Below are 17,106 nucleotides of genomic sequence, written 5' to 3'. Positions count from 1 at the left end.
GGCTGCCCACCACAACACCCGTCATGTGGCGGGTGTTTGAGAGAGAACTGCCATACCCACTCGGCGGGCTGGACTGGCCTTCACCTACCATCAAGGCTGCAGCTGGCCATCGGCTTGCCCGGTAGGTGGGAATCTACCTACTCGACATCACCTTACAGGTATTGCAGCGCGAGCAGGCGTAACCGCTCACGTCGCATATACGTGTTGAAGAAATATTCGCTGTTGAACTCGATGGCCTTCGAGCAAACGATCGTCGACGTGTGAGTGGCGTTATGTATTTCTGCAACGACGAGATCGATTGAGTCATCCCCTACAAACGACTCCCCCAGTCGATGGTTATTGAAGTAGAAGCGCAGACTTGTGCCCTTCGTATCTTTCTTGCGCACCACTTTACGATACTGCCCGACCTCGAATCCGACTGAGTTCTCAGTGATCTGCTCGGCAAGATAGTTATCCACCTTCAATCCGTACATGTCCTGAGCTTCCGTCATGTAGGCAAAGCCGAACGGTAGGTTATAAAGATTGATCGCTTTGTACTGATGTCCCTGGTTTGCGCCGAAGTCTCTCAGCATAGCCTCCACTAGACCATCGCTGTATGCAATGCCTGTGGCCGTTTCCAAGATCTTGACCACCAAGTGAATATGGTTGATTAGGGCGTCTCGGATTTCGTCGTTGCGCACCTCGTTGGTTCGGCGAGTTTTGCTGTCAAAGCGTTCCGGGTTGTGGAATGGGCAACTTTCGTAGGTTTGTTGATCGTGGTCGGCTAAGCCAGGGATGGAGCGGCCTGCATGCTTGGCGTAGAGAATCTTGGCATCGGTCTTTGCGACATGACGATTCACAAGAAGGACGGGATTTACGCAGGCTGGGCAGAGAGCGTAAGACTTGACCTCCTGCCCATTGTTCCAAACATAGGGCTTGGTACGGCTCGTCTTCTTGTTGTAATTACTCTCAGTTAGCGCGATTGGCACTCTCGGCTTTTCCAAAATGCTAAAAACGTTCAAGTTCTTCCCTCATTTTGAATCTGGTAATGGGCTTGTCAGCAAGCGTGTCAGTTAGTTTCTGGCCAGCTCAGCGCCTCAAGATTTAAAAAAGTGTGATAGTAGGTTCGACGCAAATACTCTAAGTCCCGCTCCCAATCATTGATCGCTTGAATGAAATTGTGAGGTGATCGTTTTGCATTGCGGCATAGCGCAGCAATCGTTCTCGCCATCTTCATGAGCCGCCCTAAGCTGGAAGGGGTTGACCACTCGCCAATATACCGCTTTTCAAAGAGATCAATATTCAACTCGGCGTTAAAAATCTTGGCTAATGTTTTAAGGCGATTTGCCGCTGGCTGACCGTCCTGCCCCACGTGGTAACCATAGTGGCTTAGCATTCCTGCTCTAACCCAGCCCGAGTCAAGCAGAGATGCGAGAGAGGGAGGGGCATCGGTCGTTGGCCATCTGACAAAGCTAATGAGGTATCGGCGCCAATCGTGCGCAATAGTTGAAACTTCACGCTTGATTTGATGCAATTGTTCAATTGTAATTTCGGAGTTTAGGCCGCCGAAGCGTTTGAATAGATCGTAATCAATTAGTACAGTCGCTATAGACTCTATGTCCACTTGTGGTGTGCGCCGCAGTTTTGCTATTCCGTCGGAATTGATTAACACCGGATAGAACAGTTCGATGTACTTTTTTAGTCCGGCCTTTTCAGATTTTGATCGGGCTATCGTGAAAACTGAAGTAATCAATGCCACGTCTCCGTGCATCGCTCGCCGCAGGAACAGATCGTTGTTGTCATAGAGGATCCGCCCGGCACATTGCCCGGGTTCCTTTAAATAACCAGCGGTCTGAACAAGTTTAACAGCCTTGACAACAGCATCAATGCTTTTACTTCCGGTTCCAATTACGTTGAATGACATCCATATCTCCAGCGCAGTTTAAAAGCTTTTCAACGATGGGCTTCGTAGTCATGGAACAACCCAAATCCTCCCACGACCGTTGCATTTTAGTGAATCGACCTAGATCTTTGTAGTAGCTCAATGATCATTCCTGGTCGATTCCGCCGATCAAAAACACCGGCGTGCTGGTCAGTCCAATGCAAGCGCCTCGCCACGTCGAATGCAAACGGATGGTGAAATCAATGCAATTACACAAAAATCGCGCAGTATCAAGTATTGCACCTTCCGCTCAGCGCATGGTGCCCCCGCTGTGCAGGCTCAAGTGCGTCTCTTGAAAGGAGAAGCTTGGGTGACTTCCATGTGCCTGCAAGGACTGCTGTCTGCGCTACGGGTGTTGAGAGCAGCCCCAATGATTAACCTTTTTCGATAGACCATGTTTGGCTCACCCCTACCGCTCTACTCTCACTGTCATAGCGAATGTGTTATTCGGTGCTGGTTGCTTGCCAGTATCGGTTTACGGTTGTACGGGACAGGCCCAGATTTTTGACAACCTCTGCGGGCGTCTTACCCTGGGCCTTGAGTGCCAGGACGGCGTCACGGTTTTGGGATTTGAGCGGCTTGCCTGCAACGCGTTGGATTAGTTTCCCACCTTCAAACTGGCTTTGAATGAGCTCGGCCCCGCCTGCTGCTAGAAAGCTCTGCAGTTCGAGTGTCGCGTCTTGGAGAATGGTTTCCGCCTGCAGTCTCTCCTGGCTGGCGACGCAAAGTGCGATCAGCGTGACCAAATTGAAATCCAAGGCGCGCGCAATGTCCGCCAGCTTATCAAGGGTAACGCCGGCTTCTGCTCGCTCAAGATAGCCAATCGTCGTGCGCATTGAGCCACCACCTAGATTCTCATAGCTGACCTGCTTCTGCTGGCGAACGGCTCGGAGCGTTGCCGCTATCTCGTTCTTGAGTGACATAGGCGTCCAAAAGCGAGAATAGAGCCACAGCCGTATCGACCAATAAACAGGGTATGCTGACACTATTATTCATAATAGGCTAAGATGTGTCCGCTGGAGGTTCATCCCTCGATCTCATTTCAGCCGGATGACCGGGCCAGGCCTCGCATTTACGGGCGTGGAAGTTTCAATTTACCGCTAAATCGAGAAAATGAGGTTGGTTCATGAAGGTGTGCGTCTTGTCCGATCTGCATCTCGAATTTGAGAGTTTCGAGCCGACCTTACGGGATGCTGATCTTGTTGTATTGGCAGGCGACATCCATACCAAAGAGCGCGGCGTGAAATGGGCGAATGAAGCCTTCGCGGCCAATGTCTTGTACGTCTTGGGCAATCACGAATTCTATAGCGGCCATTTTGACCGGGCTCTGGAAAAGTCCAAGCAGTTGGCAGCGAGTCATGTCCATGTGATGGAACAGGACGTATTCATCCAAGATGGCGTTCGTTTCCTTGGTTGCACAGGATGGACAGACTTCGCTGCCACGGGTGACGCGACAGCTGCTAGTGCGCTCGCAAGGGACTCAATGAATGATTTCAAAGTCATCCGAGCAGGAACGAATTACCGCCGGCTGCGCACAGATGATGTCGCTGCCCGCAGTCGCCTGGCCAAGGACTGGCTTGCCATCGAGTTGGCAAAGCCGTTTACCGGTCGCACGGTCGTGATCACCCACCACTCGCCGCTGGTTGAGGTGGGCGGTCATGAACACGCAGGGCACCTCACAGCTGCTTACTGCAACAATTGGCCCTCACTGGTGATGCAGGCTGATGTCTGGATCTTTGGACACACACACCATGCCATCGACGTCGAAATAGGTGGCTGCCGGATGATATCAAACCCCAAGGGATACCCTTCGGAGCAGACCGGATTTGATGCTTGCATGATTTTGGAGATCTGACGTGTCAAGAGTTGAAAGGTGTCCTGCGTTCGAAGCAGTAGCAATCCCTGCAGAGGTTTTGGAGGCGCAGCAAGTCCAATGGGACGTGCTTATCGATGCCTATCTCACCCAAGCTGCGCGAGTAGGTACTCGGTATGCTGCCAGCGTGTTTTTGGATCGTGCAGGACTGATTGCCGATGGAACGACAGTCGCCACCCCTGAGGTCAAAGCCGTTGAGGAGAGACAGGGTTTCGTATTGCTCCAGTCGTTATGCGGCAACGACTTTTACGTCATCACAAACTGGCTCGTCGACAGTGAACGCCTGCATGTCTGTTCATAACAAGCCGCCACTTGCCGTGGTGCAGGTGGCATCCATTTTGTTTGATCTGCCGACAACTGGGATTCTGTACCTCCCTGAGTTGGAGGGCTTCTCTCTTATAGGACGAGTGTACAGCGACCTGCGGAAGAGATTCGCTGACGGTCGCTTAATCAGGACGTCCACTGTGGTTGAGTTCCACGAGGATCAGGGCTATCAGATAGCTCAGACTTCATCAGGCAGTCGCTACGTTTTGGTTTCCGCCACCGGCCCGGACGTCACAGGGCTTTTGGAAAAGCAGTTTGGGTTTCCTGGCTGTAACTGACGGCCAGAACGACTTGGTTCGGGAGTGCGACCAGGGGATGCAAACCTCTTTGTTGACCTGTAAACCACCATGGTTTACGGGTCAGCTTTTCGGTTTACATCGCTGGCCTGGGATGCGCGGCCACGGTAGGGGATATGCCTCGGCGTAATGGTTTATCTCAGATTCAGTACAGGTGGTAAGGACACTCATGCAGGATCATCAAGTAAGCCGAATGTTTGGCCCAGGCGAGATAATGTTCGGATCCAGCTTAGTTCTGGAGGAAGTCATAGCACTGACGAGGGATCAATTTCCTCATCAAAGTATTTGCGTCGTCGGCAACTGGTTCTGGATCGATTTGCAGGCTCCTACGCAGGTCATTGAACAGATGGCCGCGCAGGGCCAGCGGCCCGTGATGCTGCTCGCGTTTGATGTCCTGTTCAGCAGTTCGGGCGCTTGCCGTCCCGGCGAGTGGCTACGTACTACGCCGCTGGTGGCATTTACTGACGACATGTTTTTTCGAACGCAATACACCCTCTATGTGCTGATGGGGCCAGGTCGAAAAAATACGATCCCGCTCTCCACTGTTCTGCGACTGTTTTCTAGTGAACGCGATGGCTACTGACGCTTTTCAATGATCAAAATGGGGAGGGTGTGGAATGATTTCGGCGGTCTTGTTCGACGCTTTCGGTACGATTGTCCGTATCCGGCGGCGCACCAATCCCTACCTGCAATTGATGAGGGAAGGGCGCCGGCAGGGCTTGTCTATCACACCTGAAAGTACACATTTCGCGATGACCGCAAACCTTCCGTTTGCCGGGATCGCAGACCACTTGGGGATTGCTCTCTCCGCTTCCAAACGCATGGCGCTAAGCGAGGCGTTGGAGAAGGAGCTTTCCTCGATTGAGCTGTACCCTGACTCTGCCCGGGCGATCGCTGAGCTCCAAGAGTCAGGCATCCTGGTAGCGGTTTGTTCGAACCTAGCTCAGCCATACGGCCCTGTGATCAAAGGGCTGCTCCCGCATATCGAATACCACGCGTTCAGTTTTGAGCTCGGTGTGACCAAGCCAGATCCTCATATCTACCGGTTCATTTGCGGGCAAATGGGGGTCGACCCCGGCTACTGCTTTGATCCGGAGAAAGGCCAGGTATTGATGATTGGTGACTCGCCAAAGTGTGATCGCGACGGGCCGAGGGCTGTTGGAATCATGGGGCATCTTTTGCAACGCGTAGGCCACGGGCGAATTACTGATCTCAACCAGTTCGTGCAGCTAGTACTTGATCGTAATCGAGCTGAGCGTCTGGGCAACAGATGAAGAATGATCTTGAGGTCTGTGTTGGAAATGAGAGCTGGGCAGCAGGGGCTGACAGTCAGCCAGTAGCGCGGGTGATTCTTCCCGCCCCCCTGCAAACCGAAATCCCGCGTTCACTCACGACAGCTGAGTTTCAAGAAATGATGCGCCAGAGCGACGAGGCGGGTGATTGGATGCTCAGTCAGTTGAAGTTAAGACCTCGCAAAACTTGAAGGGCGAAGGCCATGCTAAGGTCTCTGCAGCATCACTTTATTTACGGAGGCCGGCCTGATGGGGATAGTCAGATTCCGCCAACGAAACTCATGGCATGATGTCCGGATGACATAGGCAATGTGCCAATTTTGCACATTTTCCCGAAGCACAGCACCTCCAGCGCTGACCTTGTTTCGACTCGAAAATCGACCAGGTAAGTTTGTTGCATGCTTACCTTGTCTCGGCTTATGCGGACGATTCGGCACTTTGCGCGTCGGCGGCTGCTAACCGTGAGCATGCGTTAATGGCGCGAGAGTATGGGAGCAATGTCCAGTTGTGGCGCGACGCCTTCTCCACTTATAAAACGCCCATCATCTTGTTAAAATTTGGCTGCTCGGATACAGCCTCCCCAGAGGCAATCACATGACTCCAGAATTGAATGAAGAACAGATGCGCCGCGCGCTGTTCGGTGACGTAGAACCCGTCCCGAAGGCGGCTGCGATGCCTAAGTCGGAACCTGTCGCAGACTTCGCCTTTACGGAGCCGACGGCGCCTGATGCTAGGAAGAAAGCGGCAAAGGCGTTCACTCCCAGGTTGAAAGTTACGTTGCTCGTAGGTAATGAGTACGAAGGCCAGATGTACGAGACGATTCATGAGGCGAACACTCTGAGTACGCTTTTAGCAGAGCAAGAAGCCGTGAAGGTTGCTCGGAAAAAATATCGTTACATTGAGGTAGTTTCGATCAAGTCGATGTAGCTCGTTGTGCCGCAGTACTCATCTCTTGAGCCTTCCGGATCATATAGACTCGCCACCCTGTTGTGGAAATGACGAGGCAGCGGCGTGGCCCAACCCAAGTGTGACTTAAGCAGAACTCTCGCGCTCACCATCGCTCCTGCTAATAGATGATCGGACTCCCTTGGAAGGTTAGGCCTGCGTATCCACTGCGGGAGCGATTTAGTCTCGGTGGCAGAAAATGTTGCCGAAGCGTTTCTTACCGAATACTTACTGGAATGTCTTGGCGACCGACGGTAAGTACGAGTGTCTGCATCGCTGAAGCCGCCAGCGAATACACTTTCACCGTTCACGCGAGCATCCACTGATATGGCAGTATTTTCTCGATTTCGCCGACCCCCTGCGTCGGCATGCAATAGCGCCTTCACGCTGTTGGCCAGGCTCTGGGCAAAGAGATAAGCGCAGTGCGGCTTCGCCGCACCGAACTCTGTACCGTAGTGGCCATCCACTACTAGACGTATCTCAGCGCTCGGGCGACTATGGGGGCGACTCCCGAGCTTTTTAAGGATGACCATCACTCATGGATGATCTCGGTTTCGACTTTGCTGACGCTGTACCATGGTTCCCGCACGAGCAGGAGCAACCGTACGTGCTGGTCAGGATGACTGCCCAGCAAGTGGCGCTTTTGGAGGCGGCCATGGCCGAGCCATTGCGTCGCTGCTACATCACCGATGATGTGCTCCACGCTGCGGCGGATCAGCATGGGCTGGCGCTTTCAGACGTCTTGGCGACTAAGCTTCCAGATGCCGGTGCAACCATGGCCGGAGACTTCGGCGAGGTGCTCGGTTACTTCTACCAGTCCGCCATGGAGTATCCAGGCACCGCCATTGGCCCTAAGAAATGGCGGCTCAAGCAGGATAGAACCAAACCGGCCCCCAAGTCCGATGTCATTCACTTCATAATGCCCCAACGGCCACTCGCCAGTGTTAATGATCAGGTGCTTTGCGCTGAGGTTAAGGTCAAGTCAACTGCTGCTCCTTCAGACCCGATCGGCTCTGCGATCACAGACTGCGCAAAAGATCGCACCAGTCGACTCGCGAGCACATTGGTGTGGCTTCGTGAGCGCGCCATCACAGAGGATCTCGGTGACGTAGACATTGGGCTTCTAAACCGGTTTATCAACGCAGTTGATCATCCGCCCGCTGCTCTGCGATATAGAGCCGTCGCCGTCATCTGCGAGAACTTTGTCGCTGCTGAACTCGGCAACGTACCCGCCACGGCCAGTGACGAGTACACGCTCGTGGTGATCTCAGTGCCGAATTTGCACACTACCTACAACGCAGCTTTTGCAGCTGCACGGGAGTCGGTGCTTTGATATGAGAGCCTCCCTCCAAGCTTGGATCAACGACGCAGACATGGCCCGGCACTTAGGGCAGTTTTCCGTAGCCGCGTTGCCCATTGAACTTGCCCAGATCGGGAATCGCGTTGCCGACTACTACATCTCGCTCGTGGGAGAGCTGTTCGACGGAATCCACTCCCCAAATATCCCTAGTGACGATTGGGCACAGCTAGGGAACGCCTTTCTCCAGTTTTCGAAGGAGACCCCAGCGGAGCAGATTGAGGCGCTGGGTATCTCGAAAGATGAAGCAGCACTATTTGCGGCTGCGGCGTTTTACTTCGGGGACTTTCCTGCGTCGGCCTGTCTGGCCATGCGGCAGTCGATTCGGCCCGCTGATGCACTAAGCCCATGGGCGGCGTGCTATGACTTCCTGGCCCGCCCGAGCAACTTGGGATCGCAGACTGCCATCGAGGTGCGGGAGCATCTGCGCAGCGGTGACCTGATAGGTCTTAACAACAACGTAGAGGCGAGCGCTATCGAGGCGCGAAGCTCGTTAGCGGATGGGCCGCAGAAGTGGGTAGCAGCGGCTTTGCTCAGCCGACTACTGGCTCGCTTCGAGGAGTCGAATATTCGGGCTGTGCTGCCCGAAGGGGCGAACGCTTTTTGGACACCTTTGATCAACTCGTTTATCGATCGCAAGCCATCGACTTGGGAGTTCTTCCCCTCACAGATTCAGGCTATTGAAAGGGGACTACTGGGCAACGCCGAAAGCTATTCCTTGCAAATGCCCACAGGGGCCGGCAAAACCACGCTATGCGAGACGTTACTGTACTGGCATCTGAAGCACAATCCGACCCACGTCGCGATCATGATCGTGCCGTACCGGTCGCTGGCTTCGGAGCTTCGCCATTCTCTTGTGCGTCAGCTAAACAGTCTGGGGATCGCGGCGCGCTGCGCGTATGGCGGAACAATACCGTCCGGAGACGAGGTGCATGGGCTCGATCACATTAACGCGTTGATCGCGACCCCTGAGTCGCTGTCAGGAGTCCTGAGCGCTGACCCAGGGTTCGCCCAGCGGATATCGCTGGTCATTTGCGATGAGGGGCACCTGCTCGACAGCTCCGGTAGAGGGATTGGCCTGGAGCTGCTATTGGCGCGAATGAAGGCCCGCCAAGTCAACCCGATTCGCTTCGTTTTCATGTCTGCCATCATCCCGAACATCGAGGAAATCAATGCTTGGCTCGGTGGTGGGGAGCACACAGTCATAAGGAGCACGTATCGACCGGCGATCGCTGAGTTTTCCGTTCTCCGATCCGCTGGTAGTGGGGTGAACAAGTCCGTCCGTCTTGATATGCACCCCCACGCTCAGCAACGGCAATACTCGATCCATGGCTTTCTGGATCGGGACACCTTTCAATACGTGAACGCCCGAACGCGGCGCACAAATACCTATAGCTTCTCAACAACCAAGACCCTGGCTGTGGCCGCTGCTCGCAAGGTCTTGTCGATGGGCACTACAGCAATATTCGCCGCAAATAAGCGAGGCGATCAGGGTGCGATCGGTTTGGCTGAAGAACTCATCAAGCAGTTGGAGTATCCATTACAGTTACCCAACCCTATTGACTATGCGGATCTCGACTCGCTGCGCACGCGTGTTGATTACCTCGAAACTGAATTTGGTACAGGCTGGATAGGTGCGAAGTCGCTGAGCAACGGGGCAGTGCTCCACCACGGTGATATCCCCCAGGAGACACGGGAAGTTTTGGAGGAACTTTTGCGGGATCGGCGAGTGCAACTGGTGATCTGTACCAGCACGCTCGCTGAAGGGGTAAACCTGCCGATCCGCTCGCTTGTTCTGTATTCGGTACAGCGTCGGGTTGGCAGCGGACGGCCCGAGAACATGCTCGCCCGTGACATCAAGAATCTCGTTGGTCGTGCCGGTCGCGCCGGCGCCAATACCAAGGGCTTGGTGATCTGCGCGAACCCTGATCAGTGGGGGTTAGTGCTTCCCGTCGCCACTGCAGGGGCAGGAGAGCCTGTCAGAGGCTCGCTGCGTACCTTAATTGAAAGCCTTGACACCTTCCTGCGAACCAATGCTATCGCGCTCGACAATCAGTTCTTGGAGATCCAGCCTGCCAGTCACCCGCTCATTGATGGAGTAGACGCAACGCTTATCGAGTTGATTGCGGAAGAAATCGGAGATGCCGAGTTCCTAAGATTAGCTGCTGACCTGTCCGATCATACGTTTGCTGCCCATCAGCTTCCTGCCGGTTCCGCTGTCACATTGCGTAGGGTTTTTGAGCTGCGAGCCCAGCGTCTGATTGCTCTCAGGACAGAGGGTAAGATCGCCTGGCTTCAAGATACTGGAGCTAAGGTGCGCCTTCTGGAGTTCGTCGAGCAGGTTCTTCTGCCGAGCAGGGCAGATTGGGCGAGCCCTGTCGATCCTGCTTCGGATGATCTCCTTTCGGCAATTCTGGAGTGGGCTTGGCAGGATACAGAACTCAAGTCAGATGTGCGGGTGGCGTTCCGGCTGGATGATGGGCAGGATCCTGAACAGGTAAAGACAAGGCTCATCGAGATCATTCGACAATGGGTTCGAGGTGCAACCTTCGCAGAGATCGCCCAATCAATGCAGATGGATGTCGATGACATTCTGGGGATCCATACTCGCGTGGTCGCCTACTCACTGCAGACGCTGGTCGAGCAGGGCATTTCGCTTTTAGCCCGGCTGTTGCTCGAACGTGGGATTGAAGTGAGCGAAGGGGTACTGGCGTTCGTCGAGCATCTCAAGTTTGGCGCGCCGTCGCGTTATGGGGTCTTGTTGGCTAATGGTGGGGTACGGCATCGCAAAGCGTATGTCGCGCTGGGTAATGCGATACTGGCTCTGTCCCCTCCCGTCCAACCTGTGAATGCTAAGGCAGTAGCGCTGCGGTCACTTGAAAATTATCCAGATGGATGGCGTAACGCGCTTGGCGAGTTCGTCTACTCCAACACCCTGAAAGATGTCGGCAGCGTGGGATAGGGGGATAGGTCTAGGGTTTGTGTACTTGTAGAGGCTGAGACCGTGAACGGTGACTGCGGCTCCTGAGCAATGAGGGCATAGGCGGCGCTTGATAACGTTGGTGCGGTGTTTGAATGGTGCTGCGGTTGGTTTGAGCCCGATCGCATTTACGGCGTAAGATCAAGGTGCCCAATTTGCATGGAGTGACCATTTTGCCGAACGTATTTTTCTCCTACTGCCATGCTGACGAGGCGTTGCGAGACCAGCTCGAAAAACAGCTTTCCATGCTCAAGCGGCAAGGGGTCATTGAGACTTGGCATGATCGACGAATCAACGCTGGTCAGGAGATCAATCCTGCCATTGATGAGCACATCAACACCGATGAAATCATTCTGCTTTTGGTAAGTCCCGATTTCATTGCATCCGACTATTGCTACGACATCGAAATGAAGCGCGCAATGGAGCGCCATGAGGCGAAGCTGGCGACTGTCATCCCGGTCATTCTACGGGCCTGTGATTGGCACCATGCTCCCTTCGGCAAGCTGATGGGCACCCCTCAAGACGGCAAGCCGGTAACCCTCTGGCCCGATCGTGATGAGGCCTTTCTACAGGTAGCCAAAGAAGTGCGCAAAGCCGCTGAAAAATGGCGAAACGACAAGCCTGTGTTACCTCCGAGTATGCACCCCGCGACCGCTACGCCAGTTGCTACAGCCACTCATACCATCACTGGGCCCCGTTCTAGCAATTTACGCCTGGCCAAGTCCTTTACCCAGCTGGACAAGGATCAGTTCCAATTCGAGACATTCGAATACATTGCCCGCTACTTCGAAAACTCTCTGGCTGAGCTCCAGTCTCGAAACGCAGGTTATCAAGGCGCTTTTCGCCGGGTCGACGCGAACCGATTTTCCGCAACTATCTACAAGGATGGTCGAGATGTGGCCAAGGCTTCGGTTTTTGTCGGAGGCCAGATGGGGGCCGGCATCTACTACAGCCAAGGTGACGGATTTGGTGGCGGATCCTTCAACGAGGCTCTTCATGTTGAATCAGACGACCAGGCCCTATATTGGCGTACTTTGGGGATGGCATCGCTCCGCAACCAGCGAGACCAGAAGCTGTCTCAAGAAGGCGCCGCTGAGGCGCTCTGGGACATAGTCATCGCGCCTCTTCAGCGTGGGCATTGATGCCCATAGAAAAACGCTGCGTAGCGTCGGTATGTATCCGCTTTCAGCCTAGCCCCAACTAGGGGAAAATGACATGGTCTACCTCATGAGCTGCGCAGATAACTTTGAGACGATTGCCTTGCTCCCTGGCCCAATCCGGCTCGATGCTATAGCCATAGGCAATTTTGCCACTGATGTGGTTGATAAGACCTTGGAGCGATTTGAACCCTCGATGCTCTGCATGGGTGATGGCGTCGATGTCAGGATGAGCTAGGAAATACAAGTGGTCGCTGACGTATTTTTTGTAGGCTTTCATGAGCCGGGGCTTCTTCCCATTGATCAGCAAACCTAAGACAACCTTTCGCGCTCCCGGGGTGATGACCTTCGTTTTAGCCTTATTCAGCCAGAACCCTTCTTCAACGAGGCATTGGTTGATCGACTTGACGTGCTGGAGCGCCTGCGACCTGTCGAATGGTTTTCTGGAGGAAAAAACCAGATCATCGGCATACCGCGAATACACCAGCTCATTGTCCTCCGCGTAAGCCTGCAAAGTCTCGTCCAGCGATTGCATCACCAGATTCGAGATCTTGGGAGAGGTGGCGGCGCCTTGAGGAAGGTGACCAATACGACTGTCCCTTGAGTAGGGAAGTCCTGGCGGCAGCGATTTGTTGCCGTGCCGCTGATCCGGATTGCGCCTGGCTCGGATTCGTGTGCACAGCCTGGCTAGTTCGAATGCTACCAACGGCTGATAGCCGAACGACCTGAACAGTTCGTAGACGCGTGGCTCCAAAATCGACTCGAAGAAGTTGGTGAGATCGAGTTTGATCAGCCACTGCGCCTCGCAATGCAGCTCTGCAGCTTCCCGTACTCCATGGCGGCTGTCATAGGCATAGCTGGCTTCATGGGGCTCGACTTTCGACAGGATGTTGGTGTTTATCCAGCGCTGTAATCGAAGCAGATCTTCACTGGGGGCACATATCCACCTGACCCGATCCGGACTATGTCCCGAGTTCGGCTTCCTCAGCGTAAAGACGTTGTAGGCTTCTTTCCTGTAGGTTCGGCTGATTGTGCGGTGTAGAAAAGGGTAGGGGACGCCGGTCAAGTGGGCGAGGTGGTTCAGGGTGAGAATAGAAGGGCAGCCGTGCTTCATCTGCTTTGCCGTCTTCACGGCATTTTGCAGGACATCTTCGGGCACGCCTAATCCACGGCCTGCCTTTGAATAGGACTGAGGGCTCCAGCGAGTCATCTACCTTTAGATTCCGCCCTGGCGGATATAAGCCTTCTTTGCCGCAAGACTTCGATAGCGAGCCTGAGAAGGCTTATACCTCCTGGAAGCGTGAGATCGTTCGACGGCAAGCATAGTTTGCTCCCTTAACGCCCGCACAACGTGCGGGATGCTAGATTCCGCTACTGCGGAGCCCTCAGTTGCTGCGGATAATACGAAGTGCCTGGCTCGGGGGCTACAAGAAATTTCCGCCCTTCCCGGCGCAACAGCCGGATTACCTTATGTCCTGCTAGCGTCAATGCCCCCGTTTCAGTGATCCAGCCTCGGGTTACTGCACGCTGTCTTGCACCGAGGATTGAGTCCAAAGAAACTGGAAGGACTTGACGCAGCTCAGCAAGCCGTCGCTTGCCCAGTGAGTGAGCAAGCAAAAGGATGATTGCGGATTTGTTTTGATCAGTGGCGCGTTTGAATCGGGGTGAGCCCGATATTTCAGAGAGATTGAGCCGACCCAACGCACTGATCGTTGTGCTGGTCATGTTGACTTCAGTGGACTGCCAGAGAATGTCTGTCACGCGCTTAGGGAAGAGCGGAGCCCACTTTCTTGAGCCTCTATTCTTTTCCGACACGAAAATTGCCGGCATGTTGTTCGGTGCACCATGCTCGAAGGCCAGCAGAGCTCCCGTTTCTTTCCAACCCAACGGGTGCTTGCTGTGAGCTCCATATTCCTCACATAGTTCGACCATCTCATCCAGGTCTTCATCGAAGCTATTGAAGAGGGTAGGGCACTCGGTCACGACCCGAACGAGGGGCTCGAATCTGTGACTCCGGACACGTTGGATGCCATCGGAGGTTCCGCTGTAGGCAATCACCCAAAACTTGATGAAGTTTCCTGAGTACCAGCTTCTAATCGATGCCACACGCCACATGGAATCAAGCATCCGATAAGCCCGGTCACCACTGCCAATGAAATCAGTCAAAATGACGAAATTACAGACGTTTGAGTTTCTGACCTTGTCCGCCGCAGGTTGAAGCAGAAAGCGAGCAGGGTTTGAACGGCAAAGCGTGTTCGCCAAGAGGGTTACGAGACCCTCGCTGCCTACGTCCTGAGTCGAGTAGGTCAGCGACTGGACGGCTTGCATCGCCGCGCCATACGCCCTCATATGTCTCTTCTTTGATTTGGGGTTGTAGGTTCGGCGCTCTTTGTAGATGGCGGGTGGAAGCTTGGCTTTCGTTTTTTGCAATGCGCGCTCGATGAATAGACCTGAGGTTTCCGTCGCAGGAAGCACCCGCTCGATCAGCGTCGTCAGGCTGGTTTTGAATTCGTCAAGAGGGCAATAGTTGATTGAGTTGAGCAGCTTCTCGGCCAGCTGGCGGTCGCCGGGCCGGTGATCAAACTGACTGAGCCAAAGCTTGGTCTTTGCCTGCTCCTTTAGCGGTCGCATCATCGTGATCCTTGTACGGAAATTCGAATTCGTCAAATTCGATGGTTGCCTGTGCCACCGGTCGTACGTAGAGGAGCGCATCGCGCACGCCCCTCTCGGCCTGCTCAAGCTTACTTGAGCTTATTGCGCAGCCATTGGAATACTTGGATCAGACTTCGCAGCTTACGATAGAAATTATCAGCGTCTGCCAAGAATCCTAACCGCTTGCATAACTGAACCTTTTCGTTAGTCACCGCTGTGTAGGCAGGCGTGTCAGTCAGACCAGCCTCCACCATACCCCGTTCAACGCTGACTAATCGGCGATGTCGATCGATGTGGGCTTAGTTCCGCTTGAAGTGGCGACGATTGAGCGCTCGATGATTCGCTAACAGGATGGCATAGGCACCAAGGCCTGCTTGGAACACCTGAAGCATGCTTACCTCAAGCCCGTACGAGCTCAAGAATTCAGCAATTTGAGGGGTCTGCCAGCAGGCAATTGCGAACAGCACCGGCCATGTGGCGATGGCAAACAGTGCCTTGTTGGTTGGAGGATACCTTGGATCAGGCATAGCTGGTGGGCGCCGCGCTGGATTAGGTGCTTTCTGCGAGGCGCCCAGCGGGGTCAACGGCTATCTTGGCACAACGGCTGGGGCCTATGCGGGGGGTGGTGTTGTTGTTTTAGCTTTCGATTACTTCTTGAAGAGATTAACCCATTCGATGATCTCATCCAGTTGGCGATTATCCAACTGGCCGCACATTGCGTAGATCGCTGCAGCGACGTGACCTTGCTGTCGCTCTGTTGAGGAACCGATACCCTGCTCGCCACGCATCCCTTGCTGGCCGTCATCGGTCAGCACGCGGTCATTAGTAGTTGTTACAAACTGACTTGCCTGAACTTTCATGGTTTGTTCTCCTGCGCGCTGTGAGGGCCCCAAAGGTCTTTTCTACCTCTTGGGCTTTGGCATGTGACTTGGGTACCGCCGCATTGGAAAAAGGGCGTTATGTGAGACGCCCTGCGGGGTCATTAGCCATCTGGGCACCGGGGCTGGGCCCATGTGATCAGATGCAGTCGTGGCCTAAGAATTTCGTTATTTTTTTTGCGTTTTCTCGCTGCGGGCGCTCGCAGGATCAGTGTCACTCAGAACCGTATAATGCTCTGTCGTGTACTGGTAACGGTGCCCCATCCGCGTTGCGATCTGCTCAGGTGAAGAGGGCGCAGAGCCTTCGGTCACTGACTTGAGGATGGCCGCGTTTCTCAGACTTCGTGGGCTGCGCTGCGGGGGCGCGAGTTGAGCATCCTTTTGCCACGAGCGAAAAATCTGCAAGAGCTCATGGGCAGACATTGGTGTCGCGGGATCCTCTTTAGACGGAAACAGGTAATCCCCCGGAGCTAGTCCCGCCGAGTCGATGTATTTCCCAATTGCGTCTGCTCTCGCTACGACTGGTCGACTTTTGCTATTCAAAGTCTTGAACTGGTACGAGCTGGGTTCAAAATTGCGGACAGGGGGTACCTGACTGCTGAGAATGTCATTTGCTCGCAGCCCTGACTCCAACAGAAGAAAAATACTCTGGTCGCGCAGACTACTTGTGCGTTTGACAACCTGCCTGAGTGCCTCAATCTCCTTCTGGCTAATCGAGTTCTCCGGGCGCCCGAAAGGGGTGGGAATTTCCGTTCTTATCATTGGAGCGGTGTACACCGGAGTTGTCTTTGCTGGGCAGGTAAGATTCACTGGGCAGACTTGACCTGGTGTCGGGTCGAGCGTTAACGGCTTGGTGGTTAGCGATGATGTGGCGCTTGAAGCCGCCATTTTGAAGGCGGTCAAGGCTGTCAACGGAAGCGTTTCTACGAAAGCTTCCAGGCCGCTAAGAGTGACGGATTTCTCATTGGCGGATTGGAGAGCAGAAGCAAGTGCAGCCACGATCCCGGCGCGCGCGTCGCTTTCAGAGGGTGTCGGCGTTTCAGGAGGGCAGTTTAAAGACGAACTTCTGAGCTCGTAATAGTCCAGATACCCCAAGCCTTTAGACAGGATTTCGTTGGCTAGCGTTTGCTGGATCGAGGACTGGACTGGCCACCTGTTTTTGAGGCTTTTGGCGAGCTTCTTGAAGGCTGCATTGGGCAGCAAATCTTGGGCATAGATCGGAACACGCATGGCAATTCTCCAATACGTCAGGGTGTCGGCTTTCCGCTGACTATCGTCGAAGTGCGTGCAAAAAGAAGGGAGAAACACCTGATGCGCAAAGGCTTCGCTGACCGACCGCTCGATTCAGATAAATCGAAGCTCGACGGTATCACGCTGCTAAAGCTTCATCAACCTCCCGATCTGACACTGCGCTGATGCTGTGGCAACGGG

The 17,106-nt window shown here is 54.2% G+C and carries 15 protein-coding genes; 8 read left to right on the top strand and 7 right to left on the bottom strand.

All coding sequences use genetic code 11. From position 1 onward, the window contains the following. Positions 1 to 152: 152 nt before the first annotated feature. The 3 genes from REH34_RS09095 to REH34_RS09085 all read right to left on the bottom strand — a co-directional run bounded on the left by REH34_RS09095 (position 153) and on the right by REH34_RS09085 (position 2,844). Positions 153 to 1,001 carry a hypothetical protein gene (locus REH34_RS09095; protein WP_311971425.1) on the bottom strand — a complete coding sequence of 283 codons (849 nt, stop codon included), beginning with the start codon at positions 999 to 1,001 and terminating at the stop codon, positions 153 to 155. A gap of 47 nt (positions 1,002 to 1,048) precedes the next feature. After that, positions 1,049 to 1,903 carry a hypothetical protein gene (locus REH34_RS09090; RefSeq protein WP_311971424.1) on the bottom strand — a complete coding sequence of 285 codons (855 nt, stop codon included), beginning with the start codon at positions 1,901 to 1,903 and terminating at the stop codon, positions 1,049 to 1,051. A 461-nt stretch (positions 1,904 to 2,364) separates the two neighbouring features. After that, on the bottom strand, positions 2,365 to 2,844 hold the full coding sequence (locus REH34_RS09085) for a Cro/Cl family transcriptional regulator (RefSeq protein WP_311971423.1): 480 nt from the start codon (positions 2,842 to 2,844) through the stop codon (positions 2,365 to 2,367). 203 nt (positions 2,845 to 3,047) lie between these two features. Between REH34_RS09085 and REH34_RS09080 the strand changes: the two genes are divergently transcribed. The 8 genes from REH34_RS09080 (at position 3,048) to REH34_RS09045 (ending at position 12,130) form a co-directional block, all read left to right on the top strand. Next, complete coding sequence (locus REH34_RS09080; protein ID WP_122754756.1) at positions 3,048 to 3,776, top strand: metallophosphoesterase; 729 nt, start codon at positions 3,048 to 3,050, stop codon at positions 3,774 to 3,776. 1 nt (position 3,777) lies between these two features. Continuing rightward, entirely contained in the window at positions 3,778 to 4,095 is a 318-nt protein-coding gene (locus REH34_RS09075) for a hypothetical protein (protein ID WP_311971422.1), read from the top strand. A 488-nt stretch (positions 4,096 to 4,583) separates the two neighbouring features. Next, a complete protein-coding gene (locus REH34_RS09070; RefSeq protein ID WP_311971421.1) occupies positions 4,584 to 4,997 on the top strand; it encodes a DUF6957 family protein in 414 nt (137 codons plus the stop codon). A gap of 34 nt (positions 4,998 to 5,031) precedes the next feature. After that, positions 5,032 to 5,688 carry an HAD family hydrolase gene (locus tag REH34_RS09065; RefSeq protein WP_311971420.1) on the top strand — a complete coding sequence of 219 codons (657 nt, stop codon included), beginning with the start codon at positions 5,032 to 5,034 and terminating at the stop codon, positions 5,686 to 5,688. A 612-nt stretch (positions 5,689 to 6,300) separates the two neighbouring features. Further along, positions 6,301 to 6,633: a hypothetical protein gene (locus REH34_RS09060; protein WP_311971419.1), complete on the top strand. Its 333-nt coding sequence runs from the start codon at positions 6,301 to 6,303 to the stop codon at positions 6,631 to 6,633. A gap of 556 nt (positions 6,634 to 7,189) precedes the next feature. Beyond that, entirely contained in the window at positions 7,190 to 7,984 is a 795-nt protein-coding gene (locus REH34_RS09055; protein WP_311971418.1) for a Hachiman antiphage defense system protein HamA, read from the top strand. 40 nt (positions 7,985 to 8,024) lie between these two features. Beyond that, positions 8,025 to 10,970 (top strand): DEAD/DEAH box helicase, encoded by a 2,946-nt coding sequence (locus REH34_RS09050; RefSeq protein ID WP_311971417.1) that lies wholly within the window; start codon positions 8,025 to 8,027, stop codon positions 10,968 to 10,970. Between the two features lie 191 nt (positions 10,971 to 11,161). Further along, the gene (locus REH34_RS09045) at positions 11,162 to 12,130 is read left to right on the top strand and encodes a toll/interleukin-1 receptor domain-containing protein (protein ID WP_311971416.1); all 969 of its coding nucleotides are present in this window, start codon (positions 11,162 to 11,164) and stop codon (positions 12,128 to 12,130) included. A gap of 58 nt (positions 12,131 to 12,188) precedes the next feature. Here REH34_RS09045 and REH34_RS09040 read toward each other — a convergent pair whose 3' ends face one another. The 4 genes from REH34_RS09040 to REH34_RS09025 form a co-directional block, all read right to left on the bottom strand. Continuing rightward, the gene (locus REH34_RS09040) at positions 12,189 to 13,304 is read right to left on the bottom strand and encodes a reverse transcriptase family protein (RefSeq protein WP_311971415.1); all 1,116 of its coding nucleotides are present in this window, start codon (positions 13,302 to 13,304) and stop codon (positions 12,189 to 12,191) included. A gap of 212 nt (positions 13,305 to 13,516) precedes the next feature. Further along, positions 13,517 to 14,779, bottom strand: a complete 1,263-nt coding sequence (locus REH34_RS09035) for a hypothetical protein (protein ID WP_311971414.1) — start codon at positions 14,777 to 14,779, stop codon at positions 13,517 to 13,519. A gap of 665 nt (positions 14,780 to 15,444) precedes the next feature. Then, on the bottom strand, positions 15,445 to 15,657 hold the full coding sequence (locus REH34_RS09030) for a hypothetical protein (RefSeq protein WP_020312916.1): 213 nt from the start codon (positions 15,655 to 15,657) through the stop codon (positions 15,445 to 15,447). A gap of 186 nt (positions 15,658 to 15,843) precedes the next feature. After that, positions 15,844 to 16,905: a tyrosine-type recombinase/integrase gene (locus REH34_RS09025; protein WP_311971413.1), complete on the bottom strand. Its 1,062-nt coding sequence runs from the start codon at positions 16,903 to 16,905 to the stop codon at positions 15,844 to 15,846. Positions 16,906 to 17,106 lie beyond the last annotated feature (201 nt).

This window comes from Pseudomonas baltica (assembly GCF_031880315.1).
In the GTDB taxonomy this organism is placed as follows: Bacteria; Pseudomonadota; Gammaproteobacteria; order Pseudomonadales; family Pseudomonadaceae; genus Aquipseudomonas.
This window is presented reverse-complemented; position numbering and strand designations above follow the sequence as displayed.

Excerpts from the sequence above, each read along its gene's own strand:
- REH34_RS09055 (WP_311971418.1), top strand. The coding sequence starts at position 7,190 with ATGGATGATCTCGGTTTCGACTTTGCTGACGCTGTACCATGGTTCCCG.
- REH34_RS09060 (WP_311971419.1), top strand. The coding sequence starts at position 6,301 with ATGACTCCAGAATTGAATGAAGAACAGATGCGCCGCGCGCTGTTCGGT.
- REH34_RS09065 (WP_311971420.1), top strand. The coding sequence starts at position 5,032 with ATGATTTCGGCGGTCTTGTTCGACGCTTTCGGTACGATTGTCCGTATC.
- REH34_RS09090 (WP_311971424.1), bottom strand. The coding sequence starts at position 1,903 with ATGTCATTCAACGTAATTGGAACCGGAAGTAAAAGCATTGATGCTGTT.
- REH34_RS09080 (WP_122754756.1), top strand. The coding sequence starts at position 3,048 with ATGAAGGTGTGCGTCTTGTCCGATCTGCATCTCGAATTTGAGAGTTTC.
- REH34_RS09035 (WP_311971414.1), bottom strand. The coding sequence starts at position 14,779 with ATGATGCGACCGCTAAAGGAGCAGGCAAAGACCAAGCTTTGGCTCAGT.
- REH34_RS09085 (WP_311971423.1), bottom strand. The coding sequence starts at position 2,844 with ATGTCACTCAAGAACGAGATAGCGGCAACGCTCCGAGCCGTTCGCCAG.
- REH34_RS09025 (WP_311971413.1), bottom strand. The coding sequence starts at position 16,905 with ATGCGTGTTCCGATCTATGCCCAAGATTTGCTGCCCAATGCAGCCTTC.
- REH34_RS09050 (WP_311971417.1), top strand. The coding sequence starts at position 8,025 with ATGGCCCGGCACTTAGGGCAGTTTTCCGTAGCCGCGTTGCCCATTGAA.
- REH34_RS09070 (WP_311971421.1), top strand. The coding sequence starts at position 4,584 with ATGCAGGATCATCAAGTAAGCCGAATGTTTGGCCCAGGCGAGATAATG.
- REH34_RS09030 (WP_020312916.1), bottom strand. The coding sequence starts at position 15,657 with ATGAAAGTTCAGGCAAGTCAGTTTGTAACAACTACTAATGACCGCGTG.